We start from the raw sequence: 14,830 nt of genomic DNA on the forward strand, positions 1-14,830 counted from the left end.
GGAATGCGGTTGTCGAGGCCATGGCTCAGCGTTCGCGCGAGCGGTCGGAGTCGCGCGCGCGGGCGTCGGCTGCGGGCGCTGCGGCAGGGGCCGGAGCCGGCGTTTCAGCCGCCGGGGCTGCGGGCTTGGGCGCCGGCGTGGAGCCGGATGCCGCGGCCTGGTTCTGCAGGATCTTGTCCAGCGGCAGATAGAGCATGCTGCCTTGCTTGGCATCCACCAGGATCTTGGTGACCTTGCTGTAGACGTCCTTCATGGTGTCGTTGTACATGCGGTCGCGCGTGGCCTGCGGCGCCTTCTGGTATTCGGGCAGGATGGCGGAGAAGCGCGAGGCATCACCCTCGGCCTGTGCCACCACCTGGGCCTTGTAACCCTCGGCCTCGGCCTTCAGGCGCGAAGCAGTACCGACGGCCAGCGGAATCACGCGGTTGGCATAGGCCTGCGCCTCGTTCTTGGCGCGTTCGCGCTCCTGGCCGGCTTTCAGCACGTCGTCAAACGCGGCCTGCACCTGTTCGGGCGGACGCACACCGCCCTGCTGCAGGTTCACGCCGACCACGTCCACGCCCAGCTTGTAGCGGTCGAGGATGACCTGCATCAGCTTGCGCACGCGCGGGGCGATCTGGTCGCGCTCTTCGGCCAGGGCGGCGTCCATGCGCATGCTGCCGATCACTTCGCGGATGGCGGTTTCGGCGGCCTGCACCACGGCCTGGTCGGGGTTGCGGCTGGCAAACAGATAGTCGCGCGCATTGCTCAGGCGGTATTGCACGGCGAACTTCACCTCGACGATGTTCTCGTCGGCGGTAAGCATGGCAGAGTCGCGCAGGCCGGTGCTCTTGATCACGGCATCGCCGCCGATGTCGACGGAGCGGATCTGCGTGACGTTGACGGTTTCGTGGCGCTCGATGGGATACGGCAGGATCCAGTTGATGCCGGCGCCCACGGTGGACTGGTACTTGCCGAAGCGCGTGACCACGGCCTGCTGCCCTTCCTGCACGATGAAGAAGCCGCTCAGCAGCCAGATTACCAGCGCCGCGCCGGCAATCATGCCGATGCCGATGCCGGCGCCCTTGCCGCTTGGAGGCTGGCCACCGGCAAACGGGTTCCAGCGCGGATCGCCACCGCCACCGCCACCGCCGCCGCTACCACCCTGGCCGCCACGGCCGCCGAACAGGTTGCCCAGCTTGCGGTTCAGGTCCTGCCACAACTCGTCCAGATCGGGCGGGCCCTGCTCGGGGCGCTTGCCGGGATGCTGCTGCGGGCGGTCGTCGTCCTGCTGGTTGCGCGGTTCGTGCGCGGCAGCCGGGCGGTCGTCCGCATCATCCTCGTTGCGCCCCCAGCGGGGATCGTTCAGGTTGAACATGCGCTGGAATGCGGGCGGCAGGGCCAGCGCCAGACGGCGCAGCCCGGAAGCGCCAGGTTTGGCGCGACCAGAGGAAGAGTAAGTGGTCTCGTTCATTGAATCCATGGTGTCTGGGGCGACTTCTCAGGAGCTGGCAGGCAGGTGCGCATGTTTCGCGCGAAGCAGGACGCTCCAGCACGGCCGGTGCCATGCACCGGTATGCGAAGGGATATGGGGCCGATCCGCCGGAACTAAAGACTATACCAGCAGGGAAAAGACAAATTCTGCGCAGGGATCAGGGCGCCGGAGGATTCGCGCGGCCATCGCCATCGCCATCGCCATCGCCATCGCCATCGCCATCGCCATCGCCATCGCCATCGCCCTGCCCCGGCCAGGCCTGTTCCCATTTGGCCTGGGCCGCCTCGGCCATCCGGTCGCGCAGCGCATCCAGCCCGACGCCCTTCCAGGCGCTGAGGTACAGGCGCGGCACCTGCACGCCGTCGATGGCATAGGTGTCTGCCAGCAATACCGGCGCACGGTCGGCCGTGAGGGCATCGAGCTTGTTGAACACCAGCAGCTGCGGGATCTTGTCGGCGCCGATTTCGGCCAGCACGCGCTGCACCTCGTTGATCTGTTCCACCCATTCCGGGCTGGAGGCATCCACCACATGCAGCAGCAGGTCGGCATCGACGGCTTCCTGCAGCGTGGCCTCGAAGGCCTCGACCAGGCCGTGCGGCAGATCGCGAATGAAGCCCACCGTGTCGGACAGCGAGATGCTGCGGCCGATCTGCGGCAGGAACAGCTGGCGCGTGGTGGTGTCGAGCGTGGCAAACAGCTGGTCGGCCGCATAACTGCGCGCCTTGACCAGGGCATTGAACAGCGTCGACTTGCCCGCGTTGGTGTAGCCGACCAGCGAGACGGCAAAGGTGTCGGTGCGCTGGCGCTGGCGGCGCTGCGTGGCACGCTGGCGCTTGACCTTTTCGAGCCGCTCCTTGATGCGCTTGATCGATTCGGAGATCATGCGGCGGTCCAGCTCGATCTGGGTTTCGCCAGGGCCGCCGCGTGTGCCGGTGCCGCCCTGCTGGCGCTCCAGGTGGCTCCAGCGACGCACGAGGCGCGTGCTCAGGTATTGCAGCCGCGCCAGTTCGACCTGCAGCTTGCCCTCGTGGCTGCGCGCACGCTGCGCGAAGATTTCGAGGATGAGCATGGTTCGGTCGTTGACCGGCATGCCGAGCGCGCGCTCGAGGTTGCGCTGCTGCGCGGGGCTGAGCGCCTGGTCGAACAGGATTTCGGAGGCGCCGGTCTGCTCGGCGAGCAGCTTGATCTCGTCGGCCTTGCCGCTGCCCACGAACAGGGCTGGATCGGGCGCGCGGCGCTTGCAGGTGACCCGCGCGACCGGTTCGAGGCCGGCAGTCTGGGCCAGCAGGCCGAGTTCTTCGAGTTCCGCATCGAAATGCGGAAGGCCAAAATCCACCCCCACCAGAACGGCGAGAGGGGCGGCATTCTTGTCTTGCATCAGGGAATCAGGGCACCAGGAGGAAGGTGGAGCCCGCCGCGCGAACGCGGCCGGGGCTGAAAATCACGCAGCAGCGGAACCGGCAGATTCGCTGGCCTCGGGCGCGACGGAAAAATTGACCGCGCGACCCGGAACGATGGTGGAAATGGCGTGCTTGTAGACCATTTGCGTGACCGTGTTGCGCAGCAACACGACATACTGGTCGAAGGACTCGATCTGACCTTGCAGCTTGATGCCGTTGACCAGGTAGATGGACACCGGCACGTGCTCGCGACGCAGGGTATTCAAAAAGGGATCCTGCAGCAATTGACCTTTATTACTCACGATATTCTCCGTGTTTGTTTATTGTGGAAAGAGGCACACGATAACATAGCTGGGGACAATTGCCTGCGCTGCAAGCAGATAGTCCCACTTTTTGTGCAACAGGCTGCGAATGCGGCGTGTCGGTGGGTGATTTGCCCGTCTGCGACAATAGGCCTCTTCTGCCGGCGCCGTCCGGCCTCCATTCTTATCGCCTCCCTCTGCATGACTTTTCGCGCTGAACCTGCCTACCAACACGGCCGCAAGGCCGGAACGGCCATTGTGCTCTGCAACCTGGGCACGCCCGATGCCCCCACGCCCGCGGCAGTGCGCCGCTATCTGGCCGAATTCCTCGGCGATCCGCGCGTGGTGGAAATCCCTGCCGCGATCTGGAAGCCCATTCTGCACGGGGTGATCCTGCGCACCCGCCCGGCCGTTTCTGCAAAGAAATACGAATCGGTGTGGATGCCGGAGGGTTCTCCATTGCTGGTCTGGACACAGCGGCAAGCGCAGCTGCTGCAGGAATGGCTGCAGGCACGCAACCACGCGGTGACGGTGCGCGCAGCCATGCGCTACGGGCAGCCCGGGCTCGATGCCACGCTGGATGCGCTCAAGGCCGAAGGGGTGCAGCGCATCCTCGTGCTGCCGGCCTACCCGCAGTATTCGGGCACGACCACGGCCAGCGTGCTGGACAAGGTATTCCAGTGGAGCGCACAGGCACGCTCGGTGCCGGAGTGGCGCTTCGTCAACCGCTACCACGACCATCCCCTGTATATCCAGGCGCTTGCCAACAGCGTGCGCCGGCATTGGGAAGCGAACGGCCAGGGCGAGCGCCTGGTGCTGAGTTTTCATGGCGTGCCCGAACGCACCCACGTGCTCGGCGATCCCTACCACTGCGAGTGCCGCAAGACGGCGCGGCTGCTGCAGGAAGCGCTCGGCCTGCCGTCCGAACGCGTGCTGATGACGTTCCAGTCGCGCTTCGGCAAAGCCAGGTGGCTGGAGCCCTATACCGAACCTTCCTTGATTGCGCTGGCACAGCAAGGCGTGCGCCATATCGACGTGATGTGCCCCGGATTTACTGCCGATTGTCTGGAAACGCTGGAAGAGATCAACATGGAAGTACGCCATGCCTTTACCGGGGCGGGTGGCGAGCGCTTTGGCTACATCCCCTGCCTGAATGCCGATGCCGACTGGATAGAGGCGCTGGGCGCGATCAGCGTGCAGCATCTGGCAGGCTGGGAGACGCTGCAGGGCAACGCACTTGCAAGGGAGCAGGAGCGTGACGCCCTGGCCGCTTCCGCCGCCAGGGCGCGGGCTCTGGGTGCCGCGCAGTGAGTGATGCAGGCGCTTCGCTGCTGCCGGGCTTCCAGCTGCCGGACGCAGGCGCCTTGCTGCTCTCGCTGGGCGCCTGGAAGCCGGTGCTGACAGCGCTTGTCCTGCCTCCCACACTGCCCCTGCTGGTGCTGCTCGCGGGCTTCTGGCTGCTGTGGCGTGCACGGCCTCTGGTGTACTGGCCAGGGCGTCTGCTGGTGTTCACCGGATTTGCCGCGCTGTGGCTGCTGTCGTGCCAGAGCGTGGCGGTGTGGCTGGACCGCACCCTGCTGCCGCAATATCCGGCGCAAACCGCGGCGCACTTGCAGCAGCGGCAGATACAGGCCGTGGTGGTACTCGGAGGCGGCATATCGGTGGATACTCCCGAACATGCCGGTCCGCAACTCAACGCCATGAGCATGGAGCGCCTGCGCTACGGCGCGCTGCTGGCACGTGCGCTGAAGCTGCCACTGGGCTACGCAGGCGGTGTGGGCTGGGGCAATGCCGACAAGACGAGCGCAGGTACGCTCACGGCGCCCCTGGCAGAAGCAACGCTGGCCGAACAGGCTGCGCCGCAGACCTATGGCATTTCGGTGGCGTTTGCCGACGCCCGTTCGCGCGACACGCGGGAGAATGGCGAGAACATGGCGCAACTGCTGCGCGAGCGCGGCATCACCCGGATCGCCCTGGTCACCCACGCATGGCATATGCCGCGCAGCATGGCGGCCTTTGCGGGCAAGGGGCTGGACGTGGTGCCGGCTCCGATGGGGTTTACCGGCCCGTATGAGCGCCCGCTGCTGGATGCTCTGCCCAGCGGCCATGGCCTGGCAGCGAGCCGGCGCGTGCTCCGGGAGTGGCTGGGGCTCCGGCTGGGAGCACATTGAGCCGGCGCGTCAGCGCCGTTCAGCACCCTTCATGCGCGCGGCTGACCGGGCCGTGCTCAGCTCCCACATCCGCTGACGCCACCAGCCAGGCCGGCTTGCCCCAGCAGCTGGCGGCGGATGCGTGATCCCCAATCCTGCATGAGTTGCTGCTGGGCCGCCACTGCATCCTGCACGGTGTTGCCGGACAACGGGCGCTGCCAGCTTGCACGGCAAACGACAGGTGCACCCGACATTCCGGCAGGCAGGCGCTGCAGGCTCCAGGTGGCGTCCAGCCGCGCGTACTGGCCCAGAGCCAGATCCATGCGGTCCACACCCAGATGCAGCGCGTATTGGGGGATGGCGCTGCCCTGTGCATAGCCGGCCGCTGGCGCCTGGGCGATGCGGCCATCGGCCAGGACGGCTCCCATTACGGCCGTCCTAACTTCTTCGCCGAACTGGCTGCGCCAGAGATCGGTCGGCAGGGGAATCACCTGCTGGGCACCGCTCAGCACCACCACTTCGGGCTTGTCCAGGGCATCCGGAACACGCACCGGGCCCGGAATCACCAGCACACTGGCGGCGCGCACGGCAGGGGTCATGGTCGCCTCCGCGGGCGATTGCAGGGTGTAGAAACTGGGCTCCTTGCCACCGGCACAGGCCACCAGCGCCAGCACGGCCATGCAGGCCACCACTGCCAGCAGCGGAGAGCGCGTCAGACCTTGCGCGGCCGCCCCCTGAACGCAGCGGCGCCCGGCACATGCAGCCCTTGTGCCCACTTGCTGTTCTGCGGTTTCGTGTATTCGCATGGCGACTCCTTACTCGCCGCCTTGCGGGGCATTGTTCATCGGAACAGGCGCCGGCGCAGGAGCCGAGCCGCTGCGTCCACGCAGCAGCGCGTCCGGATGGGTCTTGAGATAGTCGGTCAGGCTGCGCAGTGATTGTGCGGCCTTGCGCACCTCGAGCAGTGCTTCGTTGGCCTGATCCGGAACGCCGCCTGGGCCCATGGCGGGTTGCACGGCAACCATGGTGGATTCGGCCGACTTGAGCGCCTTCTGCGCATTGAGCAACATCACTCGCGCCTCGGGCGTGAGGTTGTTGAGCGAGCGGTTGGCCGTATCGAGCGCACGGCTGGCCGACTTGAGGCTGTTCTGCAGATCGCTGCCGATCTCGTCGAACTTGACCTTTTCCAGACGGTTGGCGATGTTGGAGAGTTGCGTCTGCAATTGCTCCATGTTTGCGCCCTGCACCGTCGGGAATGGCACCGGCAGCACGTCATAGCGGCCGGCGAACACAGGCGCTTTGGGCACGCGCTCGATATTCACATAGAGCTGGCCGGTCAGCAGGTTGCCGGTCTTGAGCTTGGCACGATAGCCGTGCTCCACCAGATAGCGGATGAAGGCACGGTCCTGGGACCTGGCATCCTGGCTTTTCGCACCCGCCTCCTCGATCAGGCGCAGGAAGGCATCGCCCATCTGGCGCGGGTACAGCAGCGCATCGACCCAGACGAAGAAATTCTTGCGCTCCTGATCGAAGTCCAGACTGGTTTCGAGCACTTCGCCGATGGGCTTGCCGCCCAACTCGACCGGAGCGCCAATGGTCAGGCCGCGCACCGACTGGTCATAGCGCATGCGCACCACCACCGGGGCTTCGGCACGGCTGGTCATGGCAATCTTGGGATTGTCATACAGCTGGAAGCGCGTGCCTTCCGGCGCGGTGTCGGCCTGCGCCCGGGCAGCCTGTTCGGCAGCGACCGGCACCGCGGGCTCGGGCGGCTCGCCAAACGCCACACCGCCTGCCACGATGGCGGCCAGCGATTCCGTATTGACCTTGACGCCATCTGAGCCAACCGAGAAGTCGATCCCCGAGGCATTCCAGAAACGCGTGCGCGGCGTCACGTAGGCATCGTAGGGCTGATCGATGAAAATTTCGACCCCGAGACCCTTGCCATCCTTTGCCAGGGCGTAGGACGTGACACGGCCGACCTGCACACGGCGGTAGAACACGGGCGAACCGATGCCCAGGGAGCCCAAGGTGTTGGTCATCAGGTAGTAGCGCTTGCCCTTGCTGTCACGCGTGACGGCGGGGGGCTGCTCCAGCCCGGTGAATTCGGTCTGTCTGGGATTGGCATAGTCGCCTGCGTCCGTCCCAATATAGGAGCCGGACAGCAAGGTGCTCAGCCCGGTCACGCCGCCCAGGCCCAGTTGCGGGCGCACCACCCAGAAGCGCGTTCCGGAGTTGGCCACCTTGGCCGCCGTGCCTTCCAGCTGCACCTGCACCACCACGCCATCGCCCCGCTCCGCCAAGGAAATGGCGCGCACGGTGCCGATCACTACCTCCTTGTAGCGCACCTGGCTCTTGCCGGCCACCAGCCCTTCGGCCGTCTGGAAGTGGATGGAAATGACCGGCCCGGTCTGCAACCAGTTGTGCACGGCCATCGACAGTGCGATCAGCACGGCAACGAGCGGCAGCAGCCAGATCAGCGAGAAACGCGGACGACGCGTCTGGGCGCGGATGACGGGTTGCGGCGGCAGCACCGTGTCGTGCTCGCCATTGCGCTGTCCGTCGATGCTGCAGCTGGCGGCATCCGTGCCCTGCTGTGCTGCCTGCGGGCCTGGCACGGTCCGGGCCGGCGCTGCACTGGCTGGCTGCGGTGCATCGTTCGGGGTGGAAGAATCTTGACGTGGGTCCATGTCGGCAGATCAGCGGGCTCGAAGCGCAGGCTTCATGCCCTTTCATGCATATCCGAAGCCGGATGCGAACGGTCCATTGTGCCGCGAGAGTCGCCGTTCTGCGCGTCGGCGCAGGCCTCGTCGTAGGCATCCCACAACAGGCGCGGATCGAAATGCTGGGCTGCGAGCATGGTGAACACCACCATGGTGCCGAAAGACCAGGCCGCGGCACCGATCCTGACTTCCATCAGTCCGTCGAAGTGCACCAGTGCGGCCAGCAGCACCACGACGAACACGTCCAGCATCGACCATTGCCCGATCAGCTCCATGGCACGAAACAGCACGGCATTCTGCGACACATTGCCCAACCACTTGAACTGGATGGAGAGCAGCAGCCAGCCAAGCACCAGGAACTTGATCACCGGCACCGCCAGGCTCGCCACGAACACCACGATGGCAATGCCCCAGGATCCGGAGCGATAGAGGTCGACCACGCCGGAGAGGATGGTGTGCTCGGTAGGCGGCTCGTTAAGCGTGCCGGTGGCCATGATGGGCAGCAGGTTGGCCGGGATGTAGAACACCAGGGCAGTGAGCAGCAAGGCCCAGCAACGCGCCAGACTGTGCTTCTTGCGGTGGCGCAGCGTGGCGCCGCAACGCATGCAGGCGGGCATCTTGCCCTGCTCCTGCAGATCCTCCTGCGGGGCGCTGTGCACCATGCCGCAACTGTGGCAGATCAGGTACCTGCGATGCCAGCGCGGATCGCTGGTGTCCAGATCGAGCGGGAGATGGCTTTGCGGCACCAGGCCGTTTTCTTCTGCCATGCGCCACAGGGTATGTGCATCCACGCGTGCCAGCACGGCCAGCAGCACGACCAGCACGGACATCGACACCAAGCCCAAGCCGATATCCAGAGAACCGATCGTGGTCAGCTTGATCAGCGCCACCAGCACCCCGAGCAGGAACACCGCCAGCATGTTCCAGTTGCGTGCCACCTCCACCGCACGCAGCGCCCAAACCAGCACGCGCGGGTAGGCGCGCGCGCTGATGCACCAGAGTGCACTGGTAATTACTGCCAGTTCCGACACCGGCAGCAATACGGCCGTGAGGAAGGTCATCCAGCCCACCACCATGTTGCCGCTTTCCCAGGCGAACAGGATGCTCTCCCAGATCGAGGTGGACTGCAGATTGCCGCGCACGTCGAGCGTGACCAGCGGATAGGCCAGAACGTGCACCAGCATGATCCAGGCGGTGAGGCACACGGCGAGCAACTGGCGCGGGCTCCAGCCGTGGAAACGCTCCAGTTCGTGTCCGCAACGGCCGCAGCAGGCGGTTTCGCCCTTCTGCAGCGCGCTCAGGCCCACCACGCTATCGCATTGCGAACACACCTCCAGCCGCGTGATGTCGTCGGCGAGCGGGGGCATGGCGGCGGAGGGTTGAACAGGCATGGTTCCGTTAAATGGGGGCGCCCGGCATACAATGAAAGCCCTCTTTCATCGGACAGCGAGCACCATGTTTACAGGCATTATTACCGGAGTTGGAAAAATCGTGGATGTGCAGAATCTGGGCGCAAGCAGCGCCCACGGCAAGCGCCTGGCCATCGATACGCCTGCCGGCTATCTGGACGACGTGGCGCTGGGCGACAGCATTGCGCTCAACGGCGCCTGCATGACGGTGGTGGCATTCGACGCGGCGGCCAACCGCTTCAGCATCGACATCTCGGCGGAATCGCTGGACAAGACGGCCGGACTGTCCGTGACAGGGCCGGTCAATCTGGAAAAGGCACTGCGCTCGCATGACCGCCTGGGCGGACATATCGTGAGCGGCCATGTGGACGGCATTGGCGAAGTGGCCAGTTTCGAGCCGGTGGGCGAAAGCATGGAACTGCGCATCCGCGTACCGGCTGCGCTGGCGCGCTTCCTGGCCTACAAGGGTTCGATTACCGTCAATGGCGTGAGCCTGACCGTGAACCGTGTGGAGGACATGCCGGTGGATACGGACGGCTTTGGTTGCGAGATCAGCATCAACCTGATTCCGCATACGGTGCAGAACACGGCGCTGCATGTGCTGAAAGCCGGCAGCCGGGTGAATCTGGAAATTGACCTGATTGCGCGCTATGTGGAGCGGATGCTGACGGCGGGCAAGTAAGCAGGCGGTTCAGCCCTGCATGAACGCAAGAGCCGGCCCTGCCCGGCTCTTTGCTTTGTGCGGCCCGCGGATGCCTGGCTGCCCTTACTGGTGGCCCCACACCAGCAAGCGATCACGGCCCTCGGCGGCCATCTCCACCTTGGCGCCCACAGGCAGCAGCACCTTGGTCGGCACATGGCCATGCGGCAGGCCGGTAAAGACAGGAGTTTTGGTGCGCGTGCGCAGCCACTGCACCACGGCCTTCATGCCGAAGCCCTTGTCATGCGGAATCAGCTTGTAATCGCTGAACTGGCCCAGCACGATGGCCTGCTGCCTGTCCAGCACACCGGCCAGCAGCAGTTGCGTGAGCATGCGCTCGACGCGGTAGGGATGCTCGGCCACATCCTCCAGAAACAGCACGCCCTGTTCCACCTGCGGGAAATAAGGCGTGCCCAGCAGGCTGGTCAGCACGCACAGATTGCCGCCCCACAGCGTGGCGTTGTCGATTGGCTCGGGCAGGGTCACCAGTTCGGCATCCGGCTCTTCGCGCTTCGTCACGTACCATCCTGCGCCTTCGCTGCTGCCGTCCAGCATCTCCTCGAAACAGGCCTGCGTGATTTCGTCCGGCTCTTCGGTCTTGCCCCAGTCGTCGATCAGCAGATTGCCGGCCCAGGTGACGGCCTCGTTGCCGACTTGCGCCAGCAGCGCCAGTTGCAGCGCCGTGAAATCGCTCAGACCGACGAAGCGGGTCCCCTTGTCAATGGCCTTGGCTAGCTGCTGGTAGGGAATGTCGGGCAGGATGCGCGTGAGGCCATAGCCGCCGCGCGTGGTCAGCGCCACATCGGCGCCACTGGCGGCAGCCCGGCCAATGGCAGCGAGGCGCGTGGCATCGTCGCCGGCGAAGCGCTGGAAGCTGGTGAGCGCATCAGGATCCACCTCCACCTCGTGCCCCAGCGCCTGCAGGCGCCTGATGCCACGGCGGAATGCCGTCTTGTCGCGCACTGCGCCGGAGGGGGAATAGATGTAGATGTGGGCCATGGTCAGGATGCGGACCGGGCAGCGCGGTGCTGCTCCAGCCATTGAAGGATCTGGGGAGTATTGTGCCGCAGGGCGGCGCGGATGCGAGCGCCGGGTTGCGGGAGCTTGACCGGGGCCGGCTCCAGCGGCTGCACGGGAAGGCGTCGGCCGTGGTGCTGCCACCAATCGAAATCATCCGCGCTCGGAGGCTGGCCAGCAAACAGCTGCCAGCGCAGCGCGCCACGGTGGCCCGGGTCGGGATAGCATGCTTGACACAGAACTTCCAGCGCAGGCTGATCGTCGAGCGCCCAGTGCTGCGGCAGATCGAAGCGCGGGCTGCGTTGGCAGCGCAGGCGCCAGTCCTGGGCGGCTGCCCGACCCGTCGTGTGGTCAGAAGAAGCCAGGATTGGGTCGTCTGGCCACGCAATGGGTGCCTCCCCCGATTCGAGTGCCAGGACACGGCTGGGGGGAAGATCCCCGGGTACAAGCAAGGCGGCCTGATCAAGAGTGACCAGCAACCAGCCTGTCGGCAAATTCTGGTGCTCCAGCCACGTCTGCAGCATCGCCTGATGCCACGGCAGACTATGCAAGGCCGGTTGGCGTGGCTTGTCACTGAGGCCATGGCCGGGCAGATCAGGAGCCAGCGTGCGCCAACCGGCGTGGGCCAGTTCATCACTGAGCTCCTGCCAGAGTCCGGCGTGGCCGGCGTAGCCATGCAGCACCACCACAGTGGGTGCAGCAGGATCGCCCTGCTCCAGGTGATGCACGCGCCAGGCAGCAGTTGTCGGGGTACCGGGGTCTGGTACCAGCGTCCATCGCGACCCGGGCTGCAGAACGCCCTCTTCTTTCAGCGACTTGGCCGATGGGCGAAGCGCATCTTCCCGCAGCGGCGCACTGGCTGCGTGCTGACGCTGCTGCGCCTGCTGCTGGCGGCGCGCGCGGAAAAAGCCGGTGAGCAGATCGGCGCATTGCTGCCTGAGTTGCAAGCCGCCCTCAGTGTCTGACAGCAAGCTGGCCGTGGTCTGATGATTGATGCCAGATGGAGCGAACAGGTCAAGCACAGACCCTGCAGCGCCCGTACGCGGATCAGGCACGGCGTAGATGACATGCTCCAGACGCGCGTGCAGCATGGCCCCACTGCACATGGCACAAGGCTCGAGCGTCACGTAGAGGGTGCAGCCGTCGAGCCGGTAGTTGCCCAGTGTGCGCGCTGCTTCACGCAGTGCCTGGATCTCGGCGTGGGCAGACGGATCATGATCGGCAATGCAACGGTTGTGTCCCTTGCCCAGAATGATTTCTCCGTCAGGAGCAACGACGACAGCACCTACGGGGATTTCGCCTTCGGCAGCGGCCTGGCGTGCCTGGGCCAGCGCCTCTTGCATGTGGCTCAGGGTCAAGGAAGTTTGCCTGCTGGACATGGCATGACTCTATCGCAACTTGGTTCACTCAACCGACTGCCAACGCGCCAAATTCGCCCTCGCGGCCAAAGACTGCGTCAACCATGCTGTGAGAGGATTTCATCCTGCGTTTTCGCATTGCCTTCTGCCAAATGCTACACTGGCCCCATCAGTTTTCAGCTGATCGCGGGCTTTATTGCACTACTTGGCGCCGCGTCACCAACGCCTAAAGGTCGCACGCCGAGCTCCTCCCCGCCTCGCATGCCTCCTGAATCAAGGCTCGCGGGGATCCACGGAGCACCTCATGGCAAACACCCAAACCACCCCGGCCTGTCAGCTCGACGCCATCGTCAAGCGTATCGACGGAGATCAACACCATCTGCTGATTTCGTCGTTTGTGCCTTCCGCTTGCTGGGCCGACCACCGGGTGCGCTTCAGCGGCATTCTTTCCACCGACGAGTTGTTGCGCTTGCGTGAGGCTATTGATGGCGCCTTGAACTTGCCCGCCTGATCGTGCGGGATGACTACAGAGCAAATCTCACTGAAAGCACAAAGCCCGCTGAGTCTTGACGCCCTCGAACTTGCCTTGGAACATACTGCTCGCCGCCTGCTTACGGCGGCATCGCACCGAGCGTTCTCGCCGCCTGCTCAAGCCCGCCCAGGATGGCATCGCCGACACGCGGTGAGAAGTCCGGTGGCATTTCGGCTTGCACTTCAGCAATGACCGCTGGAGTCAGGGCGAGAAGCTCTTCGATGATCGGCTCGGCAGTCGCGGCATAGCCAACTTTCTGTGCAGTGCCATTGAAGTGCCTGCGTTGGATACCGTGCATGTCGTAGTGCCGGTTTTTGCCGAGCAGCGCCATGGCCAACTTGATCTCATACTGAGACCACTGGTTGGGGCCATCGCCCAACACGGGGTAGACCGACATCACGTCATACAGCGGAGTCAACTGGAAACGCCCGCGTGGCAGGAGCTGGATGCTGAAGTTCTTGGCATGGCCGTCGGGCGCTCGCAGCAACCAGAACAGCACCTGCGCCGCCATCAGCGTTTTCATGTCGGCCTCGGCGTTCACCGATTGCCGCAGCGTGCCGAACAAGACCTTGAGCCCCGGACCGCCCTCGTTCTCGTACTTGCGCAATGGCGAGCAGCCCTGGACCTGGCAAAAGTCTTCCTGTGGCAGACGCATGAGCCACTGCCCATTGGGCGCGACCCGCCGGTCGAAACGCTCCACCACCAGCACACGCTGTCGGCCAAAGGTCGCAATGCGGGCGTCAGCCACGGGCAATCCATAGGCTTTCAGCAGTCGCAGGCACAGCCATTCGTTGTCCACGGACGTGTTGAAGTCCGCCCGCCGCCCGCCCATCAGGCCGAGCGGGAGTTTGAAGATGTGGCTCGTTGGCGTGGCACCACGCGGCACGAGCCATTGCCCGCCCCACCACAGAAAGGCCGTCTTCTCCTGCGCTCCGGCCAGAGAGATACGGAAATCGGCATCCGGGTCCTGGCCCGCAGCGAAGGCCTGCGGCGAAACGGTTTCGATCAGGTGCCGCTCGATATCGTCCTCGGACAATGGCACGCCCTCTATGCGATCGAAGTCGGCGGGCACCTCGTCCTCATCCAGGATTTGGACGGCGCCCACGCAATCGCGCCCGATGGCCTTCAACAAATCGAACGGGTCGGTCGAGCCCGTCCGGAATCGCTCGGCCACACGGCGGCGGATCGTGTCGCTGTCCGGAAGCAGGTTGTCGAAGTAGTTGGCAACCTTCTGGCCCTTGACCGGCAGATTCTGGAGATTGAACGGCAGCGACAACGACAGCGGTCGGCCGATATCAGCCCCCGTCCAGCCCGAGTCGTACTGCAGCTCCATCTCACCGCGGGCGGGGATCGTCCACCGCCCCACGCGAACACCGTTGGTCCAGATAGACAGGCTGCGGCTGTGCGATCGACGTCCCATGTCACCAATCCGTGGTCGGTATTGGCGACACTGCTGCGCTACCCCGGGTCCCGATTGCCAATTCCAGGTCCAACGCTGCGCACCATGCCAGAAGCTGCTCCACACTCAGTTCGTGGGCGTTGAGCTCCAGATGAGAGACCCGTGACTGGCTCAGACCGATACGACTGGCCAGCGCCGACTGGGTCAGCCCCTGAGCCTTGCGCGCAGCCTGCAGCATCGACCCAAGTTGACCTGTAGTGACCAGCGGATGTGACGTCGGCGGCATGGCCAATACCCGAGATGCAAATAAATGCAAGATATCCGAAAAACAAATATATGTCAAATATCTGAAATTCAACTACGATG

At 64.9% G+C, this 14,830-nt stretch carries 14 protein-coding genes; 4 read left to right on the top strand and 10 right to left on the bottom strand.

Annotated features, from left to right (window positions below):
- Positions 1 to 25: 25 nt before the first annotated feature.
- From hflK to hfq, 3 genes are all read right to left on the bottom strand, one after another.
- The gene (gene hflK, locus KKQ75_RS04925; RefSeq protein WP_213360736.1) at positions 26 to 1,462 is read right to left on the bottom strand and encodes an FtsH protease activity modulator HflK; all 1,437 of its coding nucleotides are present in this window, start codon (positions 1,460 to 1,462) and stop codon (positions 26 to 28) included.
- Between the two features lie 169 nt (positions 1,463 to 1,631).
- Positions 1,632 to 2,852, bottom strand: coding sequence for a GTPase HflX (hflX, locus tag KKQ75_RS04930; protein ID WP_213360737.1), 1,221 nt, complete (start codon positions 2,850 to 2,852; stop codon positions 1,632 to 1,634).
- A 63-nt stretch (positions 2,853 to 2,915) separates the two neighbouring features.
- A complete protein-coding gene (gene hfq / locus KKQ75_RS04935; RefSeq protein WP_213360738.1) occupies positions 2,916 to 3,176 on the bottom strand; it encodes an RNA chaperone Hfq in 261 nt (86 codons plus the stop codon).
- A gap of 201 nt (positions 3,177 to 3,377) precedes the next feature.
- On the opposite strand from hfq, the gene hemH reads away from it, so the two are divergent.
- Together hemH and KKQ75_RS04945 are read left to right on the top strand one after the other, a co-directional pair.
- Positions 3,378 to 4,487, top strand: coding sequence for a ferrochelatase (gene hemH, locus KKQ75_RS04940; protein WP_213360739.1), 1,110 nt, complete (start codon positions 3,378 to 3,380; stop codon positions 4,485 to 4,487).
- A complete protein-coding gene (locus tag KKQ75_RS04945) occupies positions 4,484 to 5,347 on the top strand; it encodes a YdcF family protein (RefSeq protein WP_250131007.1) in 864 nt (287 codons plus the stop codon). The genes hemH and KKQ75_RS04945 overlap by 4 nt, the downstream gene beginning before the upstream one ends.
- A gap of 56 nt (positions 5,348 to 5,403) precedes the next feature.
- Here the strand turns inward: KKQ75_RS04945 and KKQ75_RS04950 are convergent, their stop codons facing one another.
- From KKQ75_RS04950 to KKQ75_RS04960, 3 genes are read right to left on the bottom strand one after another with little or no spacing between them, the layout of a single operon-like run.
- Positions 5,404 to 6,132, bottom strand: coding sequence for a PqiC family protein (locus KKQ75_RS04950; RefSeq protein WP_213360740.1), 729 nt, complete (start codon positions 6,130 to 6,132; stop codon positions 5,404 to 5,406).
- A 9-nt stretch (positions 6,133 to 6,141) separates the two neighbouring features.
- A complete protein-coding gene (locus KKQ75_RS04955) occupies positions 6,142 to 8,016 on the bottom strand; it encodes an intermembrane transport protein PqiB (protein WP_213360741.1) in 1,875 nt (624 codons plus the stop codon).
- A gap of 32 nt (positions 8,017 to 8,048) precedes the next feature.
- The gene (locus tag KKQ75_RS04960) at positions 8,049 to 9,440 is read right to left on the bottom strand and encodes a paraquat-inducible protein A (protein WP_213360742.1); all 1,392 of its coding nucleotides are present in this window, start codon (positions 9,438 to 9,440) and stop codon (positions 8,049 to 8,051) included.
- 64 nt (positions 9,441 to 9,504) lie between these two features.
- Between KKQ75_RS04960 and KKQ75_RS04965 the strand changes: the two genes are divergently transcribed.
- Entirely contained in the window at positions 9,505 to 10,140 is a 636-nt protein-coding gene (locus KKQ75_RS04965; protein ID WP_213360743.1) for a riboflavin synthase, read from the top strand.
- A gap of 84 nt (positions 10,141 to 10,224) precedes the next feature.
- Here the strand turns inward: KKQ75_RS04965 and KKQ75_RS04970 are convergent, their stop codons facing one another.
- Both KKQ75_RS04970 and tadA read right to left on the bottom strand, forming a co-directional pair.
- Positions 10,225 to 11,157 (bottom strand): LD-carboxypeptidase, encoded by a 933-nt coding sequence (locus tag KKQ75_RS04970; RefSeq protein WP_213360744.1) that lies wholly within the window; start codon positions 11,155 to 11,157, stop codon positions 10,225 to 10,227.
- A gap of 2 nt (positions 11,158 to 11,159) precedes the next feature.
- A complete protein-coding gene (gene tadA / locus KKQ75_RS04975) occupies positions 11,160 to 12,554 on the bottom strand; it encodes a tRNA adenosine(34) deaminase TadA (RefSeq protein ID WP_213360745.1) in 1,395 nt (464 codons plus the stop codon).
- Positions 12,555 to 12,837: 283 nt separating this feature from the next.
- Here tadA and KKQ75_RS04980 point away from each other — a divergent pair, with 283 nt between their 5' ends.
- Complete coding sequence (locus tag KKQ75_RS04980) at positions 12,838 to 13,044, top strand: hypothetical protein (protein ID WP_213360746.1); 207 nt, start codon at positions 12,838 to 12,840, stop codon at positions 13,042 to 13,044.
- 100 nt (positions 13,045 to 13,144) lie between these two features.
- On the opposite strand, the gene KKQ75_RS04985 is transcribed toward KKQ75_RS04980, so the two are convergent.
- Positions 13,145 to 14,485 carry a type II toxin-antitoxin system HipA family toxin gene (locus KKQ75_RS04985; protein WP_213360747.1) on the bottom strand — a complete coding sequence of 447 codons (1,341 nt, stop codon included), beginning with the start codon at positions 14,483 to 14,485 and terminating at the stop codon, positions 13,145 to 13,147.
- A gap of 1 nt (position 14,486) precedes the next feature.
- Positions 14,487 to 14,750 carry a helix-turn-helix domain-containing protein gene (locus KKQ75_RS04990; protein ID WP_213362682.1) on the bottom strand — a complete coding sequence of 88 codons (264 nt, stop codon included), beginning with the start codon at positions 14,748 to 14,750 and terminating at the stop codon, positions 14,487 to 14,489.
- Between the last annotated feature and the right edge of the window lie 80 nt (positions 14,751 to 14,830).

The sequence above is a fragment of the Brachymonas denitrificans genome (genome assembly GCF_907163135.1).
GTDB lineage: Bacteria > Pseudomonadota > Gammaproteobacteria > Burkholderiales > Burkholderiaceae_C > Brachymonas > Brachymonas denitrificans_A.

Coding starts and splice junctions, on each gene's coding strand:
- KKQ75_RS04970 (WP_213360744.1), bottom strand. CDS start 11,157: ATGGCCCACATCTACATCTATTCCCCCTCCGGCGCAGTGCGCGACAAG.
- hemH (WP_213360739.1), top strand. CDS start 3,378: ATGACTTTTCGCGCTGAACCTGCCTACCAACACGGCCGCAAGGCCGGA.
- KKQ75_RS04985 (WP_213360747.1), bottom strand. CDS start 14,485: ATGGGACGTCGATCGCACAGCCGCAGCCTGTCTATCTGGACCAACGGT.
- KKQ75_RS04980 (WP_213360746.1), top strand. CDS start 12,838: ATGGCAAACACCCAAACCACCCCGGCCTGTCAGCTCGACGCCATCGTC.
- tadA (WP_213360745.1), bottom strand. CDS start 12,554: ATGTCCAGCAGGCAAACTTCCTTGACCCTGAGCCACATGCAAGAGGCG.
- KKQ75_RS04960 (WP_213360742.1), bottom strand. CDS start 9,440: ATGCCTGTTCAACCCTCCGCCGCCATGCCCCCGCTCGCCGACGACATC.
- KKQ75_RS04990 (WP_213362682.1), bottom strand. CDS start 14,750: ATGCCGCCGACGTCACATCCGCTGGTCACTACAGGTCAACTTGGGTCG.
- hflX (WP_213360737.1), bottom strand. CDS start 2,852: ATGCAAGACAAGAATGCCGCCCCTCTCGCCGTTCTGGTGGGGGTGGAT.
- KKQ75_RS04955 (WP_213360741.1), bottom strand. CDS start 8,016: ATGGACCCACGTCAAGATTCTTCCACCCCGAACGATGCACCGCAGCCA.
- KKQ75_RS04950 (WP_213360740.1), bottom strand. CDS start 6,132: ATGCGAATACACGAAACCGCAGAACAGCAAGTGGGCACAAGGGCTGCA.
- hflK (WP_213360736.1), bottom strand. CDS start 1,462: ATGGATTCAATGAACGAGACCACTTACTCTTCCTCTGGTCGCGCCAAA.
- KKQ75_RS04965 (WP_213360743.1), top strand. CDS start 9,505: ATGTTTACAGGCATTATTACCGGAGTTGGAAAAATCGTGGATGTGCAG.